Annotated in this window: 19 protein-coding genes; 13 read left to right on the top strand and 6 right to left on the bottom strand. The window is 48.4% G+C overall.

Annotated features, from left to right (window positions below):
* The first annotated feature begins 305 nt into the window (after positions 1–305).
* From FBY13_RS13630 to FBY13_RS13620, 3 genes are all read left to right on the top strand, one after another.
* Positions 306–1,235 (top strand): RepB family plasmid replication initiator protein, encoded by a 930-nt coding sequence (locus FBY13_RS13630; protein WP_063877001.1) that lies wholly within the window; start codon positions 306–308, stop codon positions 1,233–1,235.
* 1,792 nt (positions 1,236–3,027) lie between these two features.
* Complete coding sequence (locus FBY13_RS13625; protein WP_063877098.1) at positions 3,028–4,227, top strand: AAA family ATPase; 1,200 nt, start codon at positions 3,028–3,030, stop codon at positions 4,225–4,227.
* A 7-nt stretch (positions 4,228–4,234) separates the two neighbouring features.
* Positions 4,235–5,206: a ParB family protein gene (locus FBY13_RS13620; RefSeq protein ID WP_145394412.1), complete on the top strand. Its 972-nt coding sequence runs from the start codon at positions 4,235–4,237 to the stop codon at positions 5,204–5,206.
* A gap of 2,996 nt (positions 5,207–8,202) precedes the next feature.
* Here FBY13_RS13620 and FBY13_RS13615 read toward each other — a convergent pair.
* Both FBY13_RS13615 and FBY13_RS13610 read right to left on the bottom strand, forming a co-directional pair.
* Complete coding sequence (locus FBY13_RS13615) at positions 8,203–8,577, bottom strand: RidA family protein (RefSeq protein WP_145394411.1); 375 nt, start codon at positions 8,575–8,577, stop codon at positions 8,203–8,205.
* 20 nt (positions 8,578–8,597) lie between these two features.
* Positions 8,598–8,930 (bottom strand): hypothetical protein, encoded by a 333-nt coding sequence (locus FBY13_RS13610; protein WP_063876997.1) that lies wholly within the window; start codon positions 8,928–8,930, stop codon positions 8,598–8,600.
* A 340-nt stretch (positions 8,931–9,270) separates the two neighbouring features.
* Between FBY13_RS13610 and FBY13_RS13605 the strand changes: the two genes are divergently transcribed.
* Positions 9,271–9,996: a YoaK family protein gene (locus FBY13_RS13605; protein ID WP_096011673.1), complete on the top strand. Its 726-nt coding sequence runs from the start codon at positions 9,271–9,273 to the stop codon at positions 9,994–9,996.
* Between the two features lie 669 nt (positions 9,997–10,665).
* On the opposite strand, the gene FBY13_RS13595 is transcribed toward FBY13_RS13605, so the two are convergent.
* The 4 genes from FBY13_RS13595 to FBY13_RS13580 form a co-directional block, all read right to left on the bottom strand.
* Complete coding sequence (locus FBY13_RS13595; RefSeq protein WP_063876994.1) at positions 10,666–10,920, bottom strand: biofilm/acid-resistance regulator YmgB/AriR; 255 nt, start codon at positions 10,918–10,920, stop codon at positions 10,666–10,668.
* Between the two features lie 142 nt (positions 10,921–11,062).
* Positions 11,063–11,350 carry a hypothetical protein gene (locus tag FBY13_RS13590; RefSeq protein WP_096011671.1) on the bottom strand — a complete coding sequence of 96 codons (288 nt, stop codon included), beginning with the start codon at positions 11,348–11,350 and terminating at the stop codon, positions 11,063–11,065.
* Between the two features lie 165 nt (positions 11,351–11,515).
* Positions 11,516–11,764: a regulatory protein YcgZ gene (ycgZ, locus tag FBY13_RS13585; protein ID WP_109717709.1), complete on the bottom strand. Its 249-nt coding sequence runs from the start codon at positions 11,762–11,764 to the stop codon at positions 11,516–11,518.
* 229 nt (positions 11,765–11,993) lie between these two features.
* On the bottom strand, positions 11,994–12,284 hold the full coding sequence (locus FBY13_RS13580; protein WP_063876991.1) for a hypothetical protein: 291 nt from the start codon (positions 12,282–12,284) through the stop codon (positions 11,994–11,996).
* A 325-nt stretch (positions 12,285–12,609) separates the two neighbouring features.
* On the opposite strand from FBY13_RS13580, the gene FBY13_RS13575 reads away from it, so the two are divergent.
* The 9 genes from FBY13_RS13575 to FBY13_RS13535 all read left to right on the top strand — a co-directional run bounded on the left by FBY13_RS13575 (position 12,610) and on the right by FBY13_RS13535 (position 21,624).
* Positions 12,610–13,518, top strand: a complete 909-nt coding sequence (locus tag FBY13_RS13575) for a metal ABC transporter substrate-binding protein (protein WP_145394444.1) — start codon at positions 12,610–12,612, stop codon at positions 13,516–13,518.
* Positions 13,515–14,336, top strand: coding sequence for a manganese/iron ABC transporter ATP-binding protein (locus tag FBY13_RS13570; protein ID WP_145394410.1), 822 nt, complete (start codon positions 13,515–13,517; stop codon positions 14,334–14,336). The genes FBY13_RS13575 and FBY13_RS13570 overlap by 4 nt, the downstream gene beginning before the upstream one ends.
* Entirely contained in the window at positions 14,333–15,190 is an 858-nt protein-coding gene (sitC, locus tag FBY13_RS13565; RefSeq protein ID WP_096011668.1) for an iron/manganese ABC transporter permease subunit SitC, read from the top strand. Before FBY13_RS13570 ends, sitC begins: the two co-directional genes overlap by 4 nt.
* Positions 15,187–16,014, top strand: a complete 828-nt coding sequence (locus tag FBY13_RS13560) for a metal ABC transporter permease (RefSeq protein WP_370513222.1) — start codon at positions 15,187–15,189, stop codon at positions 16,012–16,014. The genes sitC and FBY13_RS13560 overlap by 4 nt, the downstream gene beginning before the upstream one ends.
* 247 nt (positions 16,015–16,261) lie before the next feature.
* A complete protein-coding gene (locus FBY13_RS13555) occupies positions 16,262–16,726 on the top strand; it encodes a (2Fe-2S)-binding protein (protein ID WP_208625023.1) in 465 nt (154 codons plus the stop codon).
* Positions 16,723–17,715 (top strand): xanthine dehydrogenase family protein subunit M, encoded by a 993-nt coding sequence (locus tag FBY13_RS13550; protein ID WP_145394409.1) that lies wholly within the window; start codon positions 16,723–16,725, stop codon positions 17,713–17,715. The genes FBY13_RS13555 and FBY13_RS13550 overlap by 4 nt, the downstream gene beginning before the upstream one ends.
* Positions 17,712–20,048 carry a xanthine dehydrogenase family protein molybdopterin-binding subunit gene (locus tag FBY13_RS13545; protein ID WP_145394408.1) on the top strand — a complete coding sequence of 779 codons (2,337 nt, stop codon included), beginning with the start codon at positions 17,712–17,714 and terminating at the stop codon, positions 20,046–20,048. Before FBY13_RS13550 ends, FBY13_RS13545 begins: the two co-directional genes overlap by 4 nt.
* Positions 20,049–20,050: 2 nt before the next feature.
* A complete protein-coding gene (locus FBY13_RS13540) occupies positions 20,051–20,650 on the top strand; it encodes a nucleotidyltransferase family protein (protein WP_145394407.1) in 600 nt (199 codons plus the stop codon).
* Entirely contained in the window at positions 20,647–21,624 is a 978-nt protein-coding gene (locus FBY13_RS13535; RefSeq protein WP_145394406.1) for an XdhC family protein, read from the top strand. Before FBY13_RS13540 ends, FBY13_RS13535 begins: the two co-directional genes overlap by 4 nt.
* The last annotated feature ends 39 nt before the right edge of the window (positions 21,625–21,663 follow it).

Here is a 21,663-nt window from a genome sequence, read left to right as displayed (position 1 = left end):
TGTGAGGATACTCGCAAGGTGTGTGCAGAGAGGCTGTTTTTTTTGAGTTATCCACTTATACAGTGATTAGTTCCTATATAACGATCATAAAGAGATCCCTTATAGATCCAAAGAGATCCCCGATCGCCGCAGGCCGCACCACACAAGGGCTGAGAGGGTGTTGTCATTCACTGTAATCAGTAAAGTATTCACTGTAATCAGTACTTTATTCACTACACACAGTAGAAAGTTCACTATAATCAGTGCTAATGTTCACTGTAGTCAGAAAACGATCCTTTTCATCCACAGAATGAAGATCTTATCCAATGGCAGATAAAGATAGTGAAAACAAAGCGTTACTAGAGCCTTTTCTGTCTGTGACCAAAAACAGTGGCGAAGTTATCCAGCTTCATCCAAACAAAAATAATACCGTCCAGCCTGTGGCTTTAATGCGCTTGGGTTTGTTTGTGCCCACGCTTAAATCCACAGCGCGCGGCATCTCGGGTGCGATGGCTTCAACCGATGCCACTAAAGAACTTAAAAACCTTTCGCTGGTTAAAGCGGAAGGTTATGAAAAGATTACCATCACCGGTGCCAGGCTGGATATGGATAATGACTTTAAGACATGGGCAGGTATTATCCAGTCATTTTCCCGCTATCCGACACAGGGAGACACGGTGACGCTGCCCTTTATTGATTTCGTGAAGATGTGCGGAATACCTTCTGCGAACTCCTCTGCTGCGTTACGCAAGCGCCTTGACGCCTCATTACGTCGTATCGCGACGAATACGCTTTCTTTTGAAGGTAACGGTAAAGCCTACCATACGCACCTTGTCCAGTCGGCCTACTACGATCGTGAAAAAGATATCGTGCGCATACAGGCCGATCCTAAGCTATTTGAGCTCTACAACTTCGACCACAAGGTTTTACTGCAACTACGCGCCATCTCCCGCCTTAAGCGTAAAGAATCGGCTCAGGCGCTTTATACGTTCCTTGAGAGCCTGCCAACCAATCCTGCTCCTATTTCTCTTGCGCGTTTACGCATGCGCCTGAATCTCGGATCAAAAATTACCACTCAGAACCATGTGGTGCGTCGCGCGATGGAACAGCTCAAAGAGATTGGCTACCTTGATTATTCTGAAGTTAAACGCGGGCGTTCCGTCTTTTTCATCATTCACAGCAGAACGCCAAAGCTTGATGGCATAAGCAATCTTGAGGGAATCGATACGCTCGAAGACATCGATTTTGAGGACTAGCCCGAAGGTTCACTGTAATCAGTACATCCTGCGTTGCAGTGTCACTTTTGCCTGAAAGTGACATCCGCATTCTCTTCTCCGCTATTCCCTGTGCGATGCAGTGCGCAAGGTGTTCACTGTAATCAGCGCCGTTCACTGTAGTCAGTAAAAGCGTACTGCCTAAAACTCTCTGTTCAATCCCCTGTTTTTAAATTTCTTTTTAATCAATTACTTATATGTTTGTAGGTGCTCACTATTGTTATTGGTAGTTCCTGTTTCCTCTTCCGAACCCACAATTACTGATTACAGTGAATGTTGCCTCTGGCGTGCACATCAGCAGACAGGACTGATTATAGTGAATCCCCGCAGGTTATCTATTAAGCTGATTACAGTGAATTTTAAATGTATCCATCTGTTTAAAAAGAGCTTTTTTTTCGGGGTTTTTCGAGCCCTTCTCCTCATTTTGGCTTTAACATTCCAGATAATGACACGTGAAAAAAGTGACAGGGTTGGTTGGATTGCTGATTACAGTGAACGTGATGTTACCTGTAGAGCGCTATAGGCCTATCTGCCATCACGTTTACTGACTGCAGTGAACATCTTGACTCATTACAGTGAACGTCCAGCCGGTAACGCGGTACCTGAAATCACAGGTGCTGATTACAGTGAACATTTCGCCTGTCGGTGCCCTGCTTCCAGGTTTGGTGCGGATTCTCGTTTTTTTCATCTACTGATTACAGTGAATGTTTTACTGACTACAGTGAATCTGCAAACTGCGTTCAACCATTTTTCACAGGTAATGACTAAATGCGGTGCGGGGGAAGAGACATTATTAACTCCACTGACTACAGTGAATGTTTTGACGAAAGCGCCTCTGGCGGCACGGACTTTCTTGATGCTCTGTTGATGGATAACAAGGCATGGATTACCGGCAGACTATATCCCCTACTGACTACAGTGAATCTTTTAACCCGAGCATGGTATAGGCGCGTTCTGGAGTGTACCGTCATGGCACTCGATGAGGGGGCCGGTGTGCTGAAGAGTGCTGCTGCTGAGCATGAAAGCCAGACACAACATGACTGAGATTACTGACTACAGTGAACGTTTATGCGAACCGGGCAGTTTTACTGATTACAGTGAATATTATGGTTGCCGCCCTTGCTGACTATAGTGAATTTTTAGCCCTGCTGTAGTAAATCAAAAACTGTCTTTACCTCCCTCACTCACTCCTGTTCTTTACTGCCTGGTGCCTGCTGTAGAGAGATGTCCAGTAAGATGAGGAGTTTCGTATTATCGCTAAGTCGTTACTGACTACAGTGAATCTTCTACTGTTTATAGTGAATGTTTTAGGCTTGTTGGGTTTCCTGTTTCTGCTAACCACAGTGAACGCACCAGAGCGTCCTGATTGAGCGCGCTATGACGCTGCCTCAACCTGTTTCCTCTTCTTCATGCCGGCCCAGCTAACCTTTTCAGGGCAGATTGATTAATGTAAAAACCTACTGATTACAGTGAACGTTAGCACTTCTGTTCATCATTCTGGTTGCCGTTTCATACATATGGGCCGCGGGAGTGGGATTCGACAGGGCTGTGTTCAGGCTTATCAGGCGTTATCAGGTGGAATAAGCTCGGACTAGACGCGTTTCACGCGATGCCTGTCCAGCGCAACACACGCTCATTACAGTGAATTGTGCGAATAGCGTCACAAAAATCAGGAGTTTCACATCTAACACAAGATTACGTTTATAAGATAAATTCTTGCCTCATGTGCAGGATTTAGGTATAAATTCATAAATCCTACATATTTGGAGTAAGTATGGCTAACGATGATAGTCAGGTCATGAAAGTTGCTCAGCGTTCAGAACGCATGTTATTGAGCCTTACTGAACAAATTCAGGCACAAAAACTTGAGTTGCAAGAAAACAGTTACTACCAAATCTATGCCAAGGCTGCGCTGGCGAAACTGCCAAAGTTAACGCGTGCCAGCGTAGATTATGCAGTGAACGAAATGGAAGAGAGTGGCTATCAGTTCGATAAACGTGCAGCAGGCAGCTCCGTCAAGTACGCGATGTCCATTCAGAATATTATTGATATTTATCATCATCGCGGCGTGCCTAAATACCGCGATCGCCATACTGAAGCCTTTACTTTGTTTGTGGGTAATCTTAAAGGTGGTGTTTCAAAAACCGTTTCTACGGTTTCTCTGGCTCACGCGCTGCGAGCGCACCCTCACCTCTTGTATGAAGACCTGCGCATTCTCGTTATTGACCTTGATCCACAGTCCTCGGCCACCATGTTTTTAAACCATGAGCGTTCTGTTGGACTTGTTGAGGCCACAGCCGCTCAGGCGATGCTGCAAAACGTCACGCGTGATGAGCTGGTGAATGAATTTATTGTGTCATCCATCATCCCCGGTGTGGATGTGCTGCCTGCGTCGATAGATGATGCATTTATTGCATCAAGTTGGGATCAGCTTTGTGCCACACATCTGCCCGGGCAAAATATTCATTCAGTGTTATACGATAATGTGGTTTCTAAGCTTAAAAAAGATTACGACTTTATCTTCATTGATAGCGGGCCACATTTGGATGCATTTTTAAAAAATGCGATAGCCGCGTCCGATCTGCTGATGACGCCTGTCCCGCCTGCGCAGGTGGATTTTCATTCTACACTCAAGTACCTGACCCGTTTGCCCGAGCTCATTGGCATTATTGAAGAGTCCGGCGCGACCTGTCGACTTCAGGGCAACATTGGGTTTATGTCTAAGCTTTCAAACAAAGCAGACCACAAACTTTGCCACAGCCTGGCGAAAGAAATTTTCGGTGGCGATATGTTGGATGCGACGCTGCCGCGTCTGGATGGTTTTGAGCGATGTGGTGAGTCTTTTGACACCGTGATCTCTGCTAATCCGTCTACCTACGTCGGCAGCAGTGAGGCGTTGAAAAATGCCCGTTCTGCCGCTGAAGACTTTGCTAAAGCGGTTTTTGACCGCATTGAATTTATCCGCCTGAACTGAGGTTTACATGAGTGCAAAAAGAATAACGATCGGCAGAACCTTCAGCCAGACACCGTTAAACACAGAAAAAAGCGCTGATAGCCATTCACAAACGTTTGTACTGGCAACAGGAAAGCGTGCCTTATTTCGTTTTGAACATATTCTTGCGAATGAGGTTGAAGCCAAAACGTTTGTGACCATGGAAACAAATGGGCGTGATCAGTCCGGACTCACACCGGACTCGCTACGCGATATTATTCGCACTATTAAGCTTCAGCAGTTCTTCCCTGCCATTGGTGTCATGCAAGGTGAACGTATTGAGATCCTGGATGGCTCACGACGTCGTGCGGCGGCGCTGTACTGTAAAACCGGGCTTGATGTGCTTGTCACAGATGCGGCAATAACGCCTGATGAAGCCCGCCGACTGGCTCAGGATATCCAGACAGCACGTGAGCATAATTTGCGTGAAGTCGGTATGCGGTTACTGGCACTCAAAGACGGTGGCTTGTCACAAAAAGAGATTGCTGAAAACCAAGGGCTTTCACAAGCCAAAGTTACGCGAGCGCTTCAGGCCGCTAGCGTTCCTGCTGATTTGATATCCCTTTTTCCGAATCAATCTGAGCTTACTTATCCTGATTATAAGGCGTTGCTCCAGGCGGCGGATAAACTCAGTGAAACAGGCCAGACTGTAGATGCACTGATAAACGCAATCTCAGCGGAAATTGATGTGGTAAGAGCGCGTGAGGGTTTAGCTGAGGATGAACTGAAAAATACCATTCTCAGGTTGATTCGTCAGGGCAGTCAGACACTGGTGAAAGAACCGGAAAAAGATAAAACAACGGCGGTCACCCTCTGGTCTTTTGCAGATAAAGATCGCTTTGCACGTAAAAAAACGCGCGGAAGAATGTTCAGCTATGAGTTTAACCGTCAGTCCAAAGAGCTCCAGGATGAGCTTGATAAGGTCATTGCTGAAACCTTAAAGAAATATATGACGCGTTAAAACGCACATCAAACCAGGCAACCTGTATTTGTCTGGTTTGCGCTTTTTCCCCTTCTTTTTTTCTCCGCCATTCACGTTTCAGTACGCTGTTAATAGCGAATTTCAGGCTGAAATCGCCAAAGAAAATTGCCTCAGTCTTTTTTAAGATTATGATTTAAATGGCTATTTTATTTTCACTAATCTGAAATTCGCCAGTTTTTCATGATCGTAAAAAACTGATTAAAAAAACATTTTGAAAATCGGACAAGAATGACAAAAAGGGTCTTAACACTGAGAGTTTTCATTGAACGTCGATGTAAGGCCTGAGCGATATTTGCTCAAGCATTCTCCCGTCTGGAGGTCTCTCTTAACAGCTTAACGATCCGAAATACCATTTTAACCGCATCGCGCAATATGCAGAGTCGTTAACAGCATAACAGTATGGCGAAAGCAGCGATGTTTTTAAGATTATGCTATTGATAAACAACGTTTTTAATCTGGCGATTTCAGGCTGAAATTCCATCCGAAGTGAAAGTTTTGTCATTGCTGAGGCGATAAAATCATTCAAATTTACAGATTTTATTGGCTTTAGAATGCGAAAAGGAAAAATGCTAAATATCATTGAGAATGATATACAGAAAATATCCCTTACTTATCCACAGAAAAAGTGGATAAGTAAGGGAATTCTTAATAAACCCTTTTGAACGTATGCTGTCATCCTGTTGCAATCAAATGGTAAAAAGTGGATGACGTAAGTCACACCTTAGCCAATTCATCTGATCTGTAAGAGCAAATGCCTCTCTGAGTAACCAATATTCTTTAGGCGCAACACTGAGGTTTTGACGTGTCTGGAAAACTTATCGGCGAGTGCGACAGATTCAGGCCGCGCCAGACCGCCCTCAATATGTACACTTATGTACCTGGCCCTTTTACAAACATTACTGCCGATCTCTCTTAACTCGGTATGATCGCGACGTCACATCGTCATGTTGAACAAAAAAGATTTTGCGACAGATTGCTATTTATCCGTGCCTGCGGAGCATGAATGTAAAGGGTTCACTCAAGTCCGTTCTTAATATGTGTCGCATGAATCACGTCCCAACTCGGTCAGTCTAACGTTCCCCCTATCAGACGCAAAAGCCCTGATGCCATTTGTCAAAAGAAAACAGCATCAGCCAATGCCAAACTGGTAGTTTCTTTAGAGGATAACGGCGAAGAGATTGCCCGTACTTTTATTCACTGTAATCAGAAACGGCTGCTCTGGAGCCGATTGCTTCCACCTATACCTTTAAAAAAGTGCCACTCAATATCATCTACTGATTGCAGTGAATGCTTCAGTGTTGGCATACGTAAGTTCATGCTTACGGAGCGGGTGATATTTCCCGTTCAGCGGGAGACAGGATTACAAGTAGAGTCAGCGCAATCCGGGCTTTAACCAATGGGGCTTAAAGGGAAGGATCGTATCTGTGTCGGTGTTGCGCTGATTACAGTGAATACATGCATAACGTTCACTGTAATCAGTAACAGTAAAGTGGCCTGTTTGGCGATTTCAGCCTGAAATTCGTCTTCACCTCAGATTCAATGAGTCAGAATGGTGTGAAGAAGTCGGTAAGAGGATACCTTTGGGAGAATATCTGGCTCAGGCATACGCGCACGACCACTCAATTTTTAACGGCCTAAAATAATGCTCATATCATTCACACTTTGCTGCCTGTTTAAAGGTCAGTATTTAATGAGCCAGAAAACAGACCACCATTCGACAGATAACATTGCAGGTACCGTCGTTACTCGGATAAATGGGTAATCCCGTGCGCTTTTAAATGTGTTCCTTATCTGGATTAATAAGGTCTGCGAGGCAACGGGCCATCATTACACCGCATAAAGAGTATTTACTCTGCCACGTGGTAGTTCTCAGCTTTAACTCAGTACCCTGAGTGTGGTCGATTTGTTGATGCCATGATTATTTAACATAATACATAACGCCGTAGTGAACCCTATATGCTGATACCCGACTATTTGCAGCCACTGCGTGTGCTGTGTTTGTTTAGCTGCCTGATTACAGTGAACAGAAATTACATTCACTGTAATCAGATATGGGCAGGATGCTTGGCGATTTCAGGCTGAAATTCAGGTGCTGCACTGCGTTTCATCGGCAGGCTGAATATATACCTGCACCTGGAACAGGAGAAACGAACGTTCTTCATTATGATAAATTGCTGAAGCCTGCCACTTGCGGCACAGTGCATTCCCCAGACGAAAAGCAAAAGTGTTCAGCTGGTTGTGGAGCATCTTCAATGACGGTTCTCATGGAAGCTAAATGGCTGCGTTTGACTCACCATCAGGTAGATGGTGCGGCGGAATATCCCGGCGAAGAAAACCTTCCTTTGTGGCGTTGAGGAGCAGCAACTGACCTGTCCCCGCGAGCAATGTGCACCCTGGCAAAAAAATCATTATGTTGCGTATAGCGGGAGCACATGAAAGCTAAAAACCGTTCTGATAATCCAGAGATAACATCCAGATGATAAAAGGCGGGCAGGGCGTGTAGCTTTGCTTATCCTCTGTTTAACACCGAGAGAGCGACAACCTTAACCGGGCTGGAAATGAATTGCTGTTCCCTTCCAATGCGCAGAGACCAGCATCTTCAGGAGGATTCGTGCTTATGGTTTTAATCAAATATAAGTGCCATGCAGCCGATAGCATTGTTAACACCGGTATTGGGCGCATCAGATATCCATGTGCCGGTCATCATGATTTCCCCTGAAGGCGATATGTTAGGCGAGCAACGCGCAAGAGCATGCCATATTTTACTTTGATAGGTTGTCATCACTGGCCAGCAGTTCAAAGCCGATCCTGTCCTGCAAAATATCGTCTGCCTGCTTAGCAAAATAAATATCCATAACGCTGTGTTTTGATGGTGGTGACGCTAACGGCGGAAATCGTATGAAGAAGAGGAGTTATGCACCGCCGATAAGAGCGTTGTTAACCTGTATCACAACGTGCGTGCAGTATGTATAAAATCACAGGGCGATGATTGCGTCGATTTCAATGAGCAAGTCTGGCGAAAACAGGGCACTAACCTGCACCAACGAGCTGGCAGGTAAGTGGTCTCCGTATCGTTTAAACAGTACGTGACGCAGCGCATCAATATCGGCAAAGGAGGTAATAAAAATAGTCACTTTGATTAAATTCGCCAGTGAGGTGTGCTCCGCCGCGGCTATAGTTTCCAGTTGATCGAAGATGACGTCTGCCTGATCCGCAATATCACTCTGATGCGCGGTAGTACCGAAGGCCGTTAAGCCTGATACATAGAGCGTTTGATTGTGGCGGACGGCATGGACGTAAGGGGCATTTACCTGCCCCAGTGCGGGATAGTTTTTCCGTTCTGGCATCATAGTGGTTTGCTCCTGATGAATCACTTCTGCGCACGTATCAGTTGTGTGCACTGGCTACTGTTATGCGACGCTTGCTGTTTCTGCTCAGGCGTCAGCGTCTTCCAGTCATTAATGACCCGGTTTGCGAGGGCAGGGATGAAATGGATTTTTTGCAACGCGTAATCTGAATTACTGCCCTCTATCACGTTTTGCATATCCTTGTGTAACTGATGTTCATTCTGCTGAGATACCGCACAAAGCACGGAAATGTAATAGGCCTCATCTTCAGCATTATAATGGGGGATTAACCACCATCCCAGGCCGCCAATGGCAATGGCGGCCGGAATAATGAATTTACGTTTTAAAGCTGTCATGTATTTATCCTGACTTATTCATATGACTGGTGTGAGTGGCCAGAGCCCGGGCGCGTATCCTGCCATAAATGCGTTGCATAGTTAAATCCTCGCTAAAGTGAGCCGTCTCTGCCGTGGATATGCCATAAGATTAGGAAATTTATGGAAGAAAAACCGGTTGTAACAGGTGTTTACTTTCCATGAAATCCTGGCCAGAAAACTATAAAAATTAATACAATTAACAGGTTACAGACCCAGACTTATCTGTATTAACCGCGATGCATTCGAAAGCGTACTACCATTAGATGGCGGGGTTTTAGGTAACCCGGGGGAGAGATATACACATTCATAGGGGAACGGCGTGCTTATAAAAAAGAAGAAGATAAGATCTCACACAGAGGACCGCTATCTGGCCCTGGCACTGGCAACAACCGCCGGCATACTTAATGCTATGGCACTGGGCGCATTTGGTTTTTTCCCGTCGCACATGAGCGGGAACACCTCTCAAATTTCAACAGAAGTCTTTACTTCCGATCTGGATAGCCTGCTTTTTCTTGCCGGTTTGATCTCGGCATTTGTCATCGGATGCACATCCGCCAGGTTAGTCATTATTGCAGGAGAACGACGTAAAATCAGAACCATTTTCTGCCTGATCATACTGGCAGAAGGTTTTGCCCTGACTGCCGCATCGCTGTTTGAAAAATTATTTTATTCACCCAGTTACAATGGTGAGGTCCTGTTAATGCTTGGATTCCTGATGGGGCTCCACAACGCGACCTCGACGCAATTATCAAACGGCCGCGTCAGGTCGACACATATTACTGGCACGCTTACTGACGCCGGAATCGCATTCGGTTCTTATCTGTCGTCGTTTGTATCACGTGCTGAGCCTTGTGACAGACGATTTGCACAAAAGCAGTTATATACGCATTTAACTACGGTATTGTCTTTTTTAACCGGTTGTATTGTTGGTCTGCTCCTGTTTAAAACCTATGCCTTTAACGCTATGATTGGGCTGGGTATTTTTCTCATTATTCTCTCAGTAAGCGCAATTGTGATGACGTTATATAATGCAAAGAAGTTGTAATAGTTAATTTATCGGAAAGGCGGTTTTCGCTGATGTTTATTTCGTTAACCGCCTTTTTTTATTAATGAAATGCTGATCACGACAATAAATAATATTTTTTATTAAAACCCGGGATCGCTATTCAATGGATTGGGAACGTTATGCGAGCATACATTCCGATTAACTGACTAAAAAAGAAATAAATCTTTACGTTTTATCTGATTTTGTAAGATTTTGAGGATGAGTATAATTTTTTAGCAGGGATGAAAATAAATAGACCCAAAAAATCAATAATATAACGCTGTATTGCCGCTTCGCTTAAGGTTTATTTTCATTATCCGCTTTGTTTTCATGATAACAAAGGTGTTAGTCTGTATATACATACACCAGTTGGAGGTTATGTGAATAACCATGAAGACAACGATATTCGTGCGCTGATTGGGAGAGTGGTAAGTGAACTTCTGAAGGTGGGTGAACCCATACAGTTTCACCAAATCACAGATGCATTGTTTCGTTTGAGTCAGGACAGCCGTGATAGGCGATTCAAAGTACTTTGCCAGCGCGCAATCCATTTTTTTTCACGCAAAATGCACTAATGCTGACCTGTAACCTCACCATTTTGCAGGATAAAACAAAACTGACGTGGGCATTACCTGCGTCATCCATTACTGAATCACGCAGGTAACAGAATCAAATACCTGCATCGTCCGGCGTACGGCCGACAACAATTTCCAGCGTTCTGCGTAACAGCTCAATCCGGAACTCATCATCAGTGCATTCAAGTTCTGCAATCAAATACAGGATGATGGCTTTATTGGTTACGCGTTTCTCATCGCTAACGATATTTCTGATAACTCTGCCAAGCAACTCAGTTTCCTGAGCAAGATGCTCTCCCTCACTGCGAAAAAACTCGATGATGGCTAAATCTGATGTGCTCTGTTGCATAGTCATAATTCTCTAGGAAAATCGTCAGTTGCATCTTTGTGAGTCAGCCGACAGTGTCATTAAATATTAAGGTTAATCGGGCGTAACACAGGTTAGTTCTTACACTTTACGATTGCTCAATCGTTAGGCAATCGTCTTAAACTCAATGTTTTTTAGAGCCTTCCGGAGGGCCATCGTTGTTTAAGCGATGATTATCACGTTCGGGAAGATCAACTCTGCGGCGGCTGTTGGCTGAGGCTATTCCTTTTTGGACTTCAACAATCGCAACTTTAATAGCCTGAAGCTTTGTTGCATCGTCGGTTTCGCCTGCCATTGCTTCTAGCTGAGCAATTAACGCATTACTGGATATCGGACTTTCCGATTTGAGTAAGGTCAGAACAGCCTCACCTATCATCACGTCCGTTATTTTTTCTTCTTCACTTCTGTACATACTGGCTTCTCTGATTACGATTTGTGGCCATGTTCCGGTCACGATGACGGGGACAGCTAACCTTCCCGCGTCAGCTGTGGGCAGTACTATCCCTTTTGAGTAAATGTGGCACTGCCCGATCAGAAATTACTTTAGGTAACGAATTAATATTTAAAGACTAAAATTTTATTCACTTTCGCGACTAAACAATAATCCAATCAACGCCTGGTAATGACGTTGTTGCTCCGTGGCATCACAACTATCAAGACGGTGAAGTAATTTACTGCAAATTGCTTTACGAGAAAGGGTTTGACCTGCGCGCAGTAGCTCAACAACAATCTCTCCCAGCGTTTCTTGCTGCGAGGGCAAATTTGCCTGGTTGAAGTAACGGGCGATGTCGCTGGTATTATCCGGTGCATGTCCGTTCTGACGCATACTGTTATCCTCAAGTGGTTAAAATGTACTTTGCCATAGAGCGAAAGTTATACAAGTTTTAAAAACTTGTACAGAATTTTGATGAACTTGAGAGGTTTTTTTTGTGCAAAAGATGCTAACGTATTTAAAACAAGAAGTTACAGAAGGATAGAGCATGTGTGGAGATTATGTTGCCTTAACGCTAAAAGGCACAAAGTTAATAACCTGCTGCTCTGAAAGGAGCATAGTACTATTTTAAGAAAATGTCATCGCAGTCATTATCTGCGGATGGTGAAAACACGGACTTGCGTGCTGACCAGCCGGGACCTGCTGCCAGGCGAGATCCAATTTTCCTGAAACCCATAAGCCATTTCGTTGCATCATACAACTGTGACAGTCTGGCCTCATCGACTTCAGATTTCGTCATCACGTTAAGCTCATCGACCAGAGACTCGACGCTGACATCCTGATTAATTGCAATCAGATTCAGGGCGGCTTCGCCAATGATCGTGTTGGTCAGTTGCTGCTGGGAAAGTAACAAAAGAGCCTCCTTTGATCGTTGTTCGATGAGAGTAATTTTAGCAAAGAATACTGTTCCCTTTTACCTTAAGAGCTATCCGCTGTGAGGAATCGGTTGTGCACCGCACATTGCGTCGAATTTTTGCATATCGGGTTGCGCCATATTGCCCGGATTTTGCTTTTAGAATAACTATTTAGCCACTCTGCATTACAAAAGCTCAAACTTCCATTCATTTCATTAAAAAACTTCACAAAGTGTTTCTGTGTGTTCTTTTATAGCCTGTGCTATAAAAGTTAGCTAATGCTAAATTATGAAAATGGTTACATTCAAACGTTGGGTGGCGAATATGGTGAGAAAAATATCAGTTACTACACTTGGCATCTTTTTTAGTCTGTACCTTAGTGCTCACAGCTATGCGGCGGAAAAATTTAAGGTTGTCACCACCTTCACTGTTATCGCTGACATGGCAAAAAATGTGGCAGGTGACGCAGCTGAAGTCACGTCGATTACCAAACCCGGTGCGGAAATTCATGAGTATCAGCCGACGCCGGGGGATATCAAGCGTGCACAAGGCGCGCAACTGGTGATGGCTAATGGCCTGAATCTGGAGCTCTGGTTTCAGCGTTTTTATCAGCATCTCAAGGGCGTTCCTGAAGTCGTCGTTTCAACAGGCATAACGCCGATGGGAATAGGGGAGGGGCCGTATAACGGCAAACCTAATCCTCATGCATGGATGTCGCCAGATAATGCACTCATTTATGTGGATAATATCCGTGACGCCTTAGTCAAATACGATCCAGCCAATGCCAGTACCTATCAGCGCAATGCTGCCGCGTATAAACAAAAGATTGTCACAGCGCTCGAACCGGTTCGTCAGCAAATCGCCGCTATTCCTGAAAACAAACGCTGGATAGTCACCAGCGAGGGCGCATTCTCCTATCTGGCTCGTGATTTAGGACTTAAAGAGCTTTATCTCTGGCCAATCAATGCGGATCAGCAGGGAACGCCGCAACAGGTTCGCAACGTTATCGACCAAATGAAAAAAAATGCCATTCCTGTCATCTTCAGTGAAAGTACCGTTTCCGATAAACCAGCCCGTCAGGTTGCACGTGAAACTCATGCGCATTATGGCGGCGTGCTGTTTGTTGATTCCCTGAGTACGTCCAGTGGTCCGGTGCCGACTTACCTTGACCTGTTGAAAGTGACCACTCAAACCCTGGTCAACGGCATCAACGATGGGATGAAAACACAATGAGCCCAACAATTGTTGTTTCCGACCTCTCGGTGACCTACCGCAATGGACACACCGCGCTGCATAATGCCAGTTTCAGTGTGCCAGCGGGTTCAATTGCGGCACTCGTCGGTGTTAATGGATCGGGAAAATCCACGCTTTTTAAAGCGATGATGGGATTTGTACCTGCCCACGCCGGTCAAATCAGCATACTGGGTATGCCAACGCGTAAAGCGCTTCGCCGCAGCCTGGTGGCCTACGTACCCCAGGCGGAAGAGGTGGACTGGTCTTTTCCGGTTCTGGTGGATGATGTGGTCATGATGGGACGTTACGGGCATATGGGCCTGATGCGCAGACCTAAACAGCACGATCGTGACCGCGTGACTGACGCCCTGGCCCGTGTCGATATGCTGGCATTCCGCGAACGGCAAATCGGTGATCTTTCTGGCGGTCAGAAAAAACGCGTTTTTCTCGCCCGAGCGATTGCCCAACAGGGTGAGGTGATTTTACTGGATGAACCCTTTACCGGCGTTGATGTTCAGACTGAGGCCAAAATTATCAGCTTGTTGCGTGAACTGCGTGATGAAGGCAAAACCATGCTGGTTTCGACACACAACCTCGGATCGGTTACCGAGTTTTGTGATTACACCGTCATGGTTAAAGGCACCATTCTGGCCAGTGGACCCACAGCCACCACATTCACGCCCGAAAACCTTGAGCGTGCATTTAGCGGCGTGCTGCGTCATGTGATGATCGACGGCGGCCACAGTCAGGTTATCACTGATAGTGAGCGTCCTGTGATTGCACCGGCATGCGCTAATCCATGGCGAGGCCAACTATGACAACATTACTGGAACCTTTTGGTTATCAATATATGGTGAATGCCATGGCGATCTCAGCCATGGTTGGCGGCCTGTGCGCCTTTCTTTCCTGTTACCTGATGCTGAAAGGGTGGTCGCTTATTGGCGATGCACTATCACATTCAATTGTACCCGGCGTGGCGGGCGCTTATATGCTCGGCTTGCCCTTTGCCTTGGGCGCTTTTTTATCCGGGGGATTAGCCGCAGGAAGCATGTTGCTGCTTAACCAGCGCACGCGACTGAAAGAGGATGCCATCATTGGTCTGATTTTTTCCTCGTTCTTCGGTCTTGGGCTGTTTATGGTTTCACTGAATCCCACTTCCGTGAATATTCAGACCATCGTACTTGGCAATATTCTGGCCATTGCGCCTTCCGATATCTTTCAACTGGTTATTATCGGACTCACCTCTGCCATCATTTTATTTTTTAAATGGAAGGATTTGATGGTGACCTTTTTTGATGAAAACCATGCCCGCGCCGTGGGTTTACATCCCGGACGTCTGAAGATCTTATTTTTCACCTTACTGGCTGTTTCAACGGTTGCCGCCCTGCAAACCGTGGGAGCCTTTCTGGTCATCTGTCTGGTTGTCACACCGGGGGCAACGGCATGGTTACTGACCGACCGGTTTCCCCGTTTACTGGCTATCGCTGTCGCCATCGGTAGCATTACAAGCTTTCTGGGCGCGTGGGTGAGCTATTACCTTGATGGCGCGACGGGCGGAATCATTGTTGTGGCGCAGACATTACTGTTTTTACTGGCCTTTGTGTTTGCGCCTAAGCATGGTCTGTTGGCGAACCGCCGTCGTGCCCAAACGCAGTCCATTCGGGAGGCATGATGATGTGGCTGGAACCGTTTCAGTTCGATTTTATGAATCATGCTTTACTCATTGCCGCTGTGGTCGCGGTGCCTTGTGCGCTGCTGTCCGTTTTTTTGGTGCTGAAGGGCTGGGCATTGATGGGGGATGCCATGAGCCATGCCGTTTTCCCCGGCATTGTGTTGGCCTGGATGCTGTCGTTACCTCTGGCTGTTGGCGCATTCAGTGCCGGTTTTTTCTGTGCTGTTGCCAGTGGTTATCTGAAAGACAACAGTAGAATCAAGCAGGACACGGTCCTGGGCATTGTTTTTTCCGGTATGTTTGCCGTGGGTTTGATCTTATATATTGCTGTGAAACCGGCGATCCACCTCGACCATATTTTATTCGGCGATATGCTCGGTATCAGTCGCAGCGACATATTCCAGACCCTGGGCATTGCCGCCGTAATTGTTGTCATGGTCAGCCTGAAGTGGCGCGATTTGATGCTGTTCAGTTTTGATGCACAGCAGGCGCAGGTCTGTGGTTTACCGGTGCGCTGGCTGCATTATGGGCTGTTATGTATGGTCTCTCTGACCATTGTGGCGACATTGAAAGCCGTTGGCATTATTTTATCGATTTCTCTGCTCATCGCCCCAGGTGCCATTGCCGTTTTGCTGACCCATCGATTCTCCCATGCCCTGATGCTGGCGACGCTGATTTCGCTGATTGTGTCACTCTGTGGTGTTTATCTGTCTTTTTTTATCGACAGTGCCCCCGCGCCGACGATTGTCGTGTTGTTTGCGCTGGTCTTTATCGTCAGTTTTCTGATAACTAACCACAAACTACCGCGCTTACCCCATTCATGATGCTGATGAACGCGCTGGCCGCCGTGTAAACCCAGGCGGCTGGCGCGCCCTAATCACGCCAATCTTCGTATTTTTACCTCGCCTCCTGAAAATAAGTGCTAAACCTAATGACGTACATACGCATGTAAACATCAGGGTTATCCGACTTTCCCCGTTCTTATCTCGCCCGTTATGTATAAGCAACACATCACCTAACCGGCTCTGCAATCATGGGAAACAGACAATGTCAGAAAAAATACCGTTAACGATGCAGGTCAATGGTCAGACCCGACAGGTAAACGTCGATCCTCGCGTAACCTTATTAGATGCGCTGCGCGATCATCTTAATCTGACCGGCACGAAAAAAGGCTGCGACCAGGGGCAATGTGGTGCCTGTACCGTCCTGGTTAATGAGCAGCGGGTGCTGAGTTGTCTGACGCTGGCTGCGCAGACGCAAGGTAAATCCGTGACCACGATTGAAGGTCTGGAACAGGCTTCAGGTGAACTGCACCCGGTGCAGCGCTGTTTTGTTGAACATGATGGTTTTCAGTGCGGTTACTGTACGCCAGGGCAGATTATGTCTGCGGTTGCCTGCATCAAAGAAGGCCATACCGGCTCCGACGATGAAATTCGTGAATACATGAGCGGCAACCTTTGTCGCTGTGGTGCTTATCCTTTCATCATTGATGCGATTAAGCAGGCTGCGGCTGAAATGGCGGAGGAGGCACGATGAATGAATTTCACTGGCAGGTTGCGCATTCCATTGAGGATGCGGCAGGAGCCAAAAATCAACCCGAAAACCATCTTATCGCGGGTGGCACGACGCAGCTCGATTTAATGAAATGTGGTGTTTTTACGCCCTCCCGCCTGACCAATATTGCTGGGTTATCCGGCCTGTCTGACATTGATTTCAGTCAGGATACCATCACGATTGGCGCACTGGTTACCATGAGTGACCTGGCCATTCATCCGGCCTGTGAGCGAGAAGCGCCCGCGCTGTATGGCAGCTTATGGCAGGCGGCATCGCCGCAAATTCGTAATATGGCTACCCTTGGCGGTAACTTATGCCAGCGTACCCGCTGTGCCTATTATCGCGATCCGGCAACCTTCTCCGCGTGTAACAAACGCGTTCCTGGCTCTGGCTGCGCCGCGCTACATGGCGTCAATACCAATCATGCCATTCTGGGAAACAGTGAGCACTGTGTTGCCGTCTATCCCGGTGATTTTGCTGTTGCCCTGACGGCATTCGATGCAACGGTGGTGGTGCAAAACAGCCAGCAACAGAGACGACGTATTCTGGTTGAGGATTTCTTTCTGCTGCCAGGGGACACACCGCATCATGAACATGCTCTCCTGGCTGATGAAATTATCGTGGCCATTGAAATCCCGCAGTCTGCCGCGCTGAAGCACTCCCACTATTTAAAAGTCCGCGATCGCACTTCCTACGAATTCGCCAGTGCCAGTGCAGCCGTTGGACTGACTCTCAATCAGGGCCGGATTGAAACGGTTCATATCGCTTTGGGTGGTGTGGCAACAAAACCCTGGCGCGCACGCCGCATTGAGCAGGCGCTGGCAGGTCAGCCTTTCGAGCAGCAAACGCTTTATGCGGCTGCCGAGTTGATTACTCAGGAAACCCAGGCACTCTCTGGCAATGCGCACAAAATAAAGCTTACGCCACGGGTCATTGCGCGCGCCTTGATGGCGGCAGGAGAAATGGCATGAAACATGACAAAAACGACCTGCCAGGCAATGAGAAAGATGTCTCCGCAGCGGGCGAGCATAACGATCACTATCGCCGCGCGCCCGCCAGCCTTTCGGGCCTGGGGACGCCACGATCCCGCGGTGATGGCAAGGTAAAAGTGACGGGAAAAGCCCGTTACGCGATTGAGCATAAACCTGAGAATGCTGTGCACGGTGTTGTGATTCAGTCCACTGTCGCCAGTGGGCGAATCAAACATATGGATACCGTCAAAGCCGAACGCGCTGATGGCGTTATTGCGGTCTATACGCACCTCAATACTTTAAAGATTAACAAGCCGACGCCGATCGCCGACGGTGGCGCTGCCCAGACAACTTATACGCCGATCCAGGATGATGTCATTATCCATAATGGTCAGAATATTGGCCTGGTCGTGGCCGACACGTTCGAGCAGGCAACATACGCAGCCTCACTGATCGAGATTGCCTATGAGACGTCGCCTGCGCTGATATCCCCGACAGATGAGGGCGTAGAACCTAAACCACTGACGTCCCAGGATATTACTCTGGGGGACGCGCAAGCGGCAATGCATAACGCTGACGTCCGTATCAGTCAGCGTTACACCACACCTCGTGAATACAATATGCCCATGGAGCCTCATGCCTGTATTGCCCAGTGGGATAATGGCCACATGACGGTCTGGGAGCCCAGCCAGTGGGTGATGGGTGCCCAGGTGGAAATTGCGGAATGGATGGGCATCACACCAAAGCAAGTGCGTATCATTTCACCCTATGTTGGCGGCGGCTTTGGGTCTAAACCCGTGCCCTATACGCATGTCGCGCTGGCCTGTGTGGCATCACGCGCGCTTAATCGCCCGGTTCGTGTGTCACTGACGCGTCCACAAACCTTCACCGGTCTGGGCGGGCGTCCGGCGACTTCACAACAGCTTGAAATGGGCGCGACGCGGGAGGGTAAAATCCAGTCCGTTATCCTGCGCAGTTTCAGTGAAACGTCACTTATCGATGTGTTCGCCGAAAACTGCAGCAAGGTGACCGGCCGCATGTATGCCATCGAAAATCTCTCTGCCCAGCATCAGGTCAGGCCTGTCAACATGGTGACGCCAGGCTGGATGCGCGCGCCCGGTGAAAACCCGAGCGCATTTGGTTTGGAAGTAGCGATGGATGAGATGGCCTATGAACTCAATCTTGATCCACTGGCTTTTCGTCTCCTTAACTGGGCCGATCGGGATTACCAGAAGGATCTTCCGTGGAGTTCGCGCCGCCTGAAAGAGGCGTACCAAAGAGGCGCAGAGGCGTTTGGTTGGGACAAGCGCATCATGGCACCGCGATCGATGCGCGAAGGCCGAGAACTCATTGGCTGGGGAATGGCTTCGGGTACCTATCCGGTGAATACCATGCCGGCGGAAGCAAAAATTCTGCTGTCTTCTCAAGGACAGCTCGTGGTGCAGTGCGCCGGCGCGGATATCGGCACCGGCACCTATACCATACTGGCGCAAACCGCCGCCGATATACTGGGCGTTGATTCACAACGCATCGACGTTGAGTTAGGGGATACGCAACTGCCTCGGGCGGGCGTGGCGGGTGGATCTCAGCTGGCAGGAAACCTGACCGCCGCCGTAGACGATACCGCGAAAAAGCTGCGTGCGCGTTTACTGGCGCTGGCCAGCCAGACCCAGGGTTCTCCACTTGCCGGCGTACCACAGGATCGGCTCACGCTGGCGAACGGGGGGATACAGCTCACCGCCAAACCTTCCCAGGCCGTTAGCTTTAGTGAACTGATTAAGCTGGCTCACCTGGACGGGCTCAGCGTGGAAGGTGGCACCTTCTCTCCGGAGATGTCAGCGCAGGAGCGGGACAGCGTCACCGGTAGCCTGAATGAAATGAGTCGACCACAGGACGTGTCGGCTCACAGCTGGAGTGCGCAGTTTGTTGAAGTAAGGGTGGATGAAGATTTTGGCACCATACGTCTAAAGCGCATGGTCGCGGCTTTCGACAGTGGCCGGCTCTATAATCCCAAACTCGCCCGAAGCCAGTGGGTGGGCGGCATGATTATGGGCGTAGGTCAGGCATTACTTGAAGGCGGAATTATTGACCCGCGTAATGGCAGAGTGATTAACAACAACCTGGCCGACTACCTGATTCCAGTGAATGCAGATATTCCCGCCATCACCACCATTGATGTTGGCGAACCTGACTACAAAGCCACCAGCATGGGCGGCAAAACGGTGGGTGAACTCGGCATCGTGGGCGTTGCTGCGGCCATCAGCAATGCGGTTTATCACGCTACCGGTAAACGCGTCAGGGATTTGCCCATTACGCTGGACAAGATCCTTTAAGCATGCACGGCGATGTTGGCAGGAGTGCGGATGTGAAAACGGCGATTGTGCTAACGGCGGCGGGAATGAGCCGCCGGTTTCGACAGGGAAATGGCCACCACAAACTGCTGGCGGTGCTGGAGGGAAAACCCGTTTTGCAGCACACGCTGGAACAGGCAAAGGCAAGCGGTATGGATATCATTGTCGTCACGCGTCCGGAAGATAAGGCCATTCATGCGTTGTTGCACGACGTAAGACCGGTATTTTGTGTCAGTGGCGGTTTGGGTGAGTCGATAGCGGCAGGCGTCAGCGCCTGTCTGGACTATGATGCGGTCATCATTGCACTGGGAGATATGCCTTTTCTCACCGCTGAAAGCTATCAGGCGGTGAACCAGGCTTTGCATTTTTATCCGCTTGCGCGCCCGCAGGTTGAAGGCCAGCCCGGTCATCCGGTTGGCTTTCAGCGATCGTTTTTTCCCGCGTTGCAACAGCTGACAGGCGATGTGGGTGCACAAAGCGTGCTTAAACATCAGCAAATCCGCTATGTGCCGCTCAGCGATCGGGGTTGTCTCGACGATATTGATTACCCGGATGACTTACGGCACGTCAGGAGCCACTTATGATTACATTGGATCAGCGGGTTATCGACACGGCCTTGCGCTGGCATCATGCGGGGCAGGCGGTCTGGTTGTGTACCGTGCTGCGTACCTGGGGCTCTTCGCCCCGGGGGCCCGGCACGATGATGGTCATCAACCAGGAGGGCGAGTGTTGTGGCTCGCTTTCGGGTGGCTGCATTGAAGAGGATTTTTTGGCGCGTCTGGCAGAAGGACATTACCGGGTAAATAGCCAGGTCATCCGCTATGGCGAGGGTGGACGGCAAACCCAGGTACAACTGCCCTGTGGCGGCAGGCTGGACGTGCTGGTGGAATACCTGCTCCCTGATACTGTCAGCGGCGCGCTGTTACAGGCCATGCATCAGGCACTCATCGGTAAATCCCGGCTGATAAAAACCTTGTCCGCAGGCGAACGTGCATCCTGGGACGTTGTGGCCCTCTCGGCCGTGTTACCTGTGCTCAGCTATCAGGACCCTGACATCGTGTTGCCCGTGGGCGCCATTCCCGAACTGTTGGTGGCAGGCTATTCTGCCGTTGCGTTTGAATGCATTCGTTTTGGCCAGCTGTTGGGTTTTCATGTACGGGTCTGTGAACATCGTCCGGAGATGTTAAGTGAGCTGGAACGCCACTTTACGGGTGAAGATAACATCACGATTGTGCCGCAGCATCCTGCACGCTGGCTGGAGTTAAACGGTGCCCATGCTTCAGTTGCCATCGTATCGTTAACACACGATCCCCGTATTGATGAGTTAACCATGATGGAAGCGGTCAACACGCACGCATTTTATATCGGCATCATGGGATCGGAAAAAAACAGCGCTAAACGAAAGGCTCGCCTTCAGGCGATAGCGGGATTTGATCAGGAGGAACTCGCCAGGATTAGCGCGCCGATTGGCATAGCCATAGGCAGTAAAACGCCTGCGGAGATTGCGTTGTCGGTGATGGCAGATATCGTACGGATTAAAAACCAACACGGAGCTTAGGTCAGCAGAGGGGCCGGCGGCGCTACGTGCAGCTTGCCG

Source organism: Pantoea sp. SJZ147 (genome assembly GCF_007828605.1).
Lineage (GTDB): Bacteria > Pseudomonadota > Gammaproteobacteria > Enterobacterales > Enterobacteriaceae > Pantoea > Pantoea allii.
The sequence above is the reverse complement of the archived record's forward strand: the minus strand, read 5'-3'. Positions and strand labels throughout refer to the sequence as shown.

Bases quoted from the DNA above. Each gene is read 5' to 3' on its own strand.
- FBY13_RS13630 (WP_063877001.1), top strand. From the start codon at position 306: ATGGCAGATAAAGATAGTGAAAACAAAGCGTTACTAGAGCCTTTTCTG.
- FBY13_RS13625 (WP_063877098.1), top strand. From the start codon at position 3,028: ATGGCTAACGATGATAGTCAGGTCATGAAAGTTGCTCAGCGTTCAGAA.
- FBY13_RS13620 (WP_145394412.1), top strand. From the start codon at position 4,235: ATGAGTGCAAAAAGAATAACGATCGGCAGAACCTTCAGCCAGACACCG.
- FBY13_RS13615 (WP_145394411.1), bottom strand. From the start codon at position 8,577: ATGATGCCAGAACGGAAAAACTATCCCGCACTGGGGCAGGTAAATGCC.
- FBY13_RS13610 (WP_063876997.1), bottom strand. From the start codon at position 8,930: ATGACAGCTTTAAAACGTAAATTCATTATTCCGGCCGCCATTGCCATT.
- FBY13_RS13595 (WP_063876994.1), bottom strand. From the start codon at position 10,920: ATGCAACAGAGCACATCAGATTTAGCCATCATCGAGTTTTTTCGCAGT.
- FBY13_RS13590 (WP_096011671.1), bottom strand. From the start codon at position 11,350: ATGTACAGAAGTGAAGAAGAAAAAATAACGGACGTGATGATAGGTGAG.
- ycgZ (WP_109717709.1), bottom strand. From the start codon at position 11,764: ATGCGTCAGAACGGACATGCACCGGATAATACCAGCGACATCGCCCGT.
- FBY13_RS13575 (WP_145394444.1), top strand. From the start codon at position 12,610: ATGGTGAGAAAAATATCAGTTACTACACTTGGCATCTTTTTTAGTCTG.
- FBY13_RS13570 (WP_145394410.1), top strand. From the start codon at position 13,515: ATGAGCCCAACAATTGTTGTTTCCGACCTCTCGGTGACCTACCGCAAT.
- sitC (WP_096011668.1), top strand. From the start codon at position 14,333: ATGACAACATTACTGGAACCTTTTGGTTATCAATATATGGTGAATGCC.
- FBY13_RS13560 (WP_370513222.1), top strand. From the start codon at position 15,187: ATGATGATGTGGCTGGAACCGTTTCAGTTCGATTTTATGAATCATGCT.
- FBY13_RS13555 (WP_208625023.1), top strand. From the start codon at position 16,262: ATGCAGGTCAATGGTCAGACCCGACAGGTAAACGTCGATCCTCGCGTA.
- FBY13_RS13550 (WP_145394409.1), top strand. From the start codon at position 16,723: ATGAATGAATTTCACTGGCAGGTTGCGCATTCCATTGAGGATGCGGCA.
- FBY13_RS13545 (WP_145394408.1), top strand. From the start codon at position 17,712: ATGAAACATGACAAAAACGACCTGCCAGGCAATGAGAAAGATGTCTCC.
- FBY13_RS13540 (WP_145394407.1), top strand. From the start codon at position 20,051: ATGCACGGCGATGTTGGCAGGAGTGCGGATGTGAAAACGGCGATTGTG.
- FBY13_RS13535 (WP_145394406.1), top strand. From the start codon at position 20,647: ATGATTACATTGGATCAGCGGGTTATCGACACGGCCTTGCGCTGGCAT.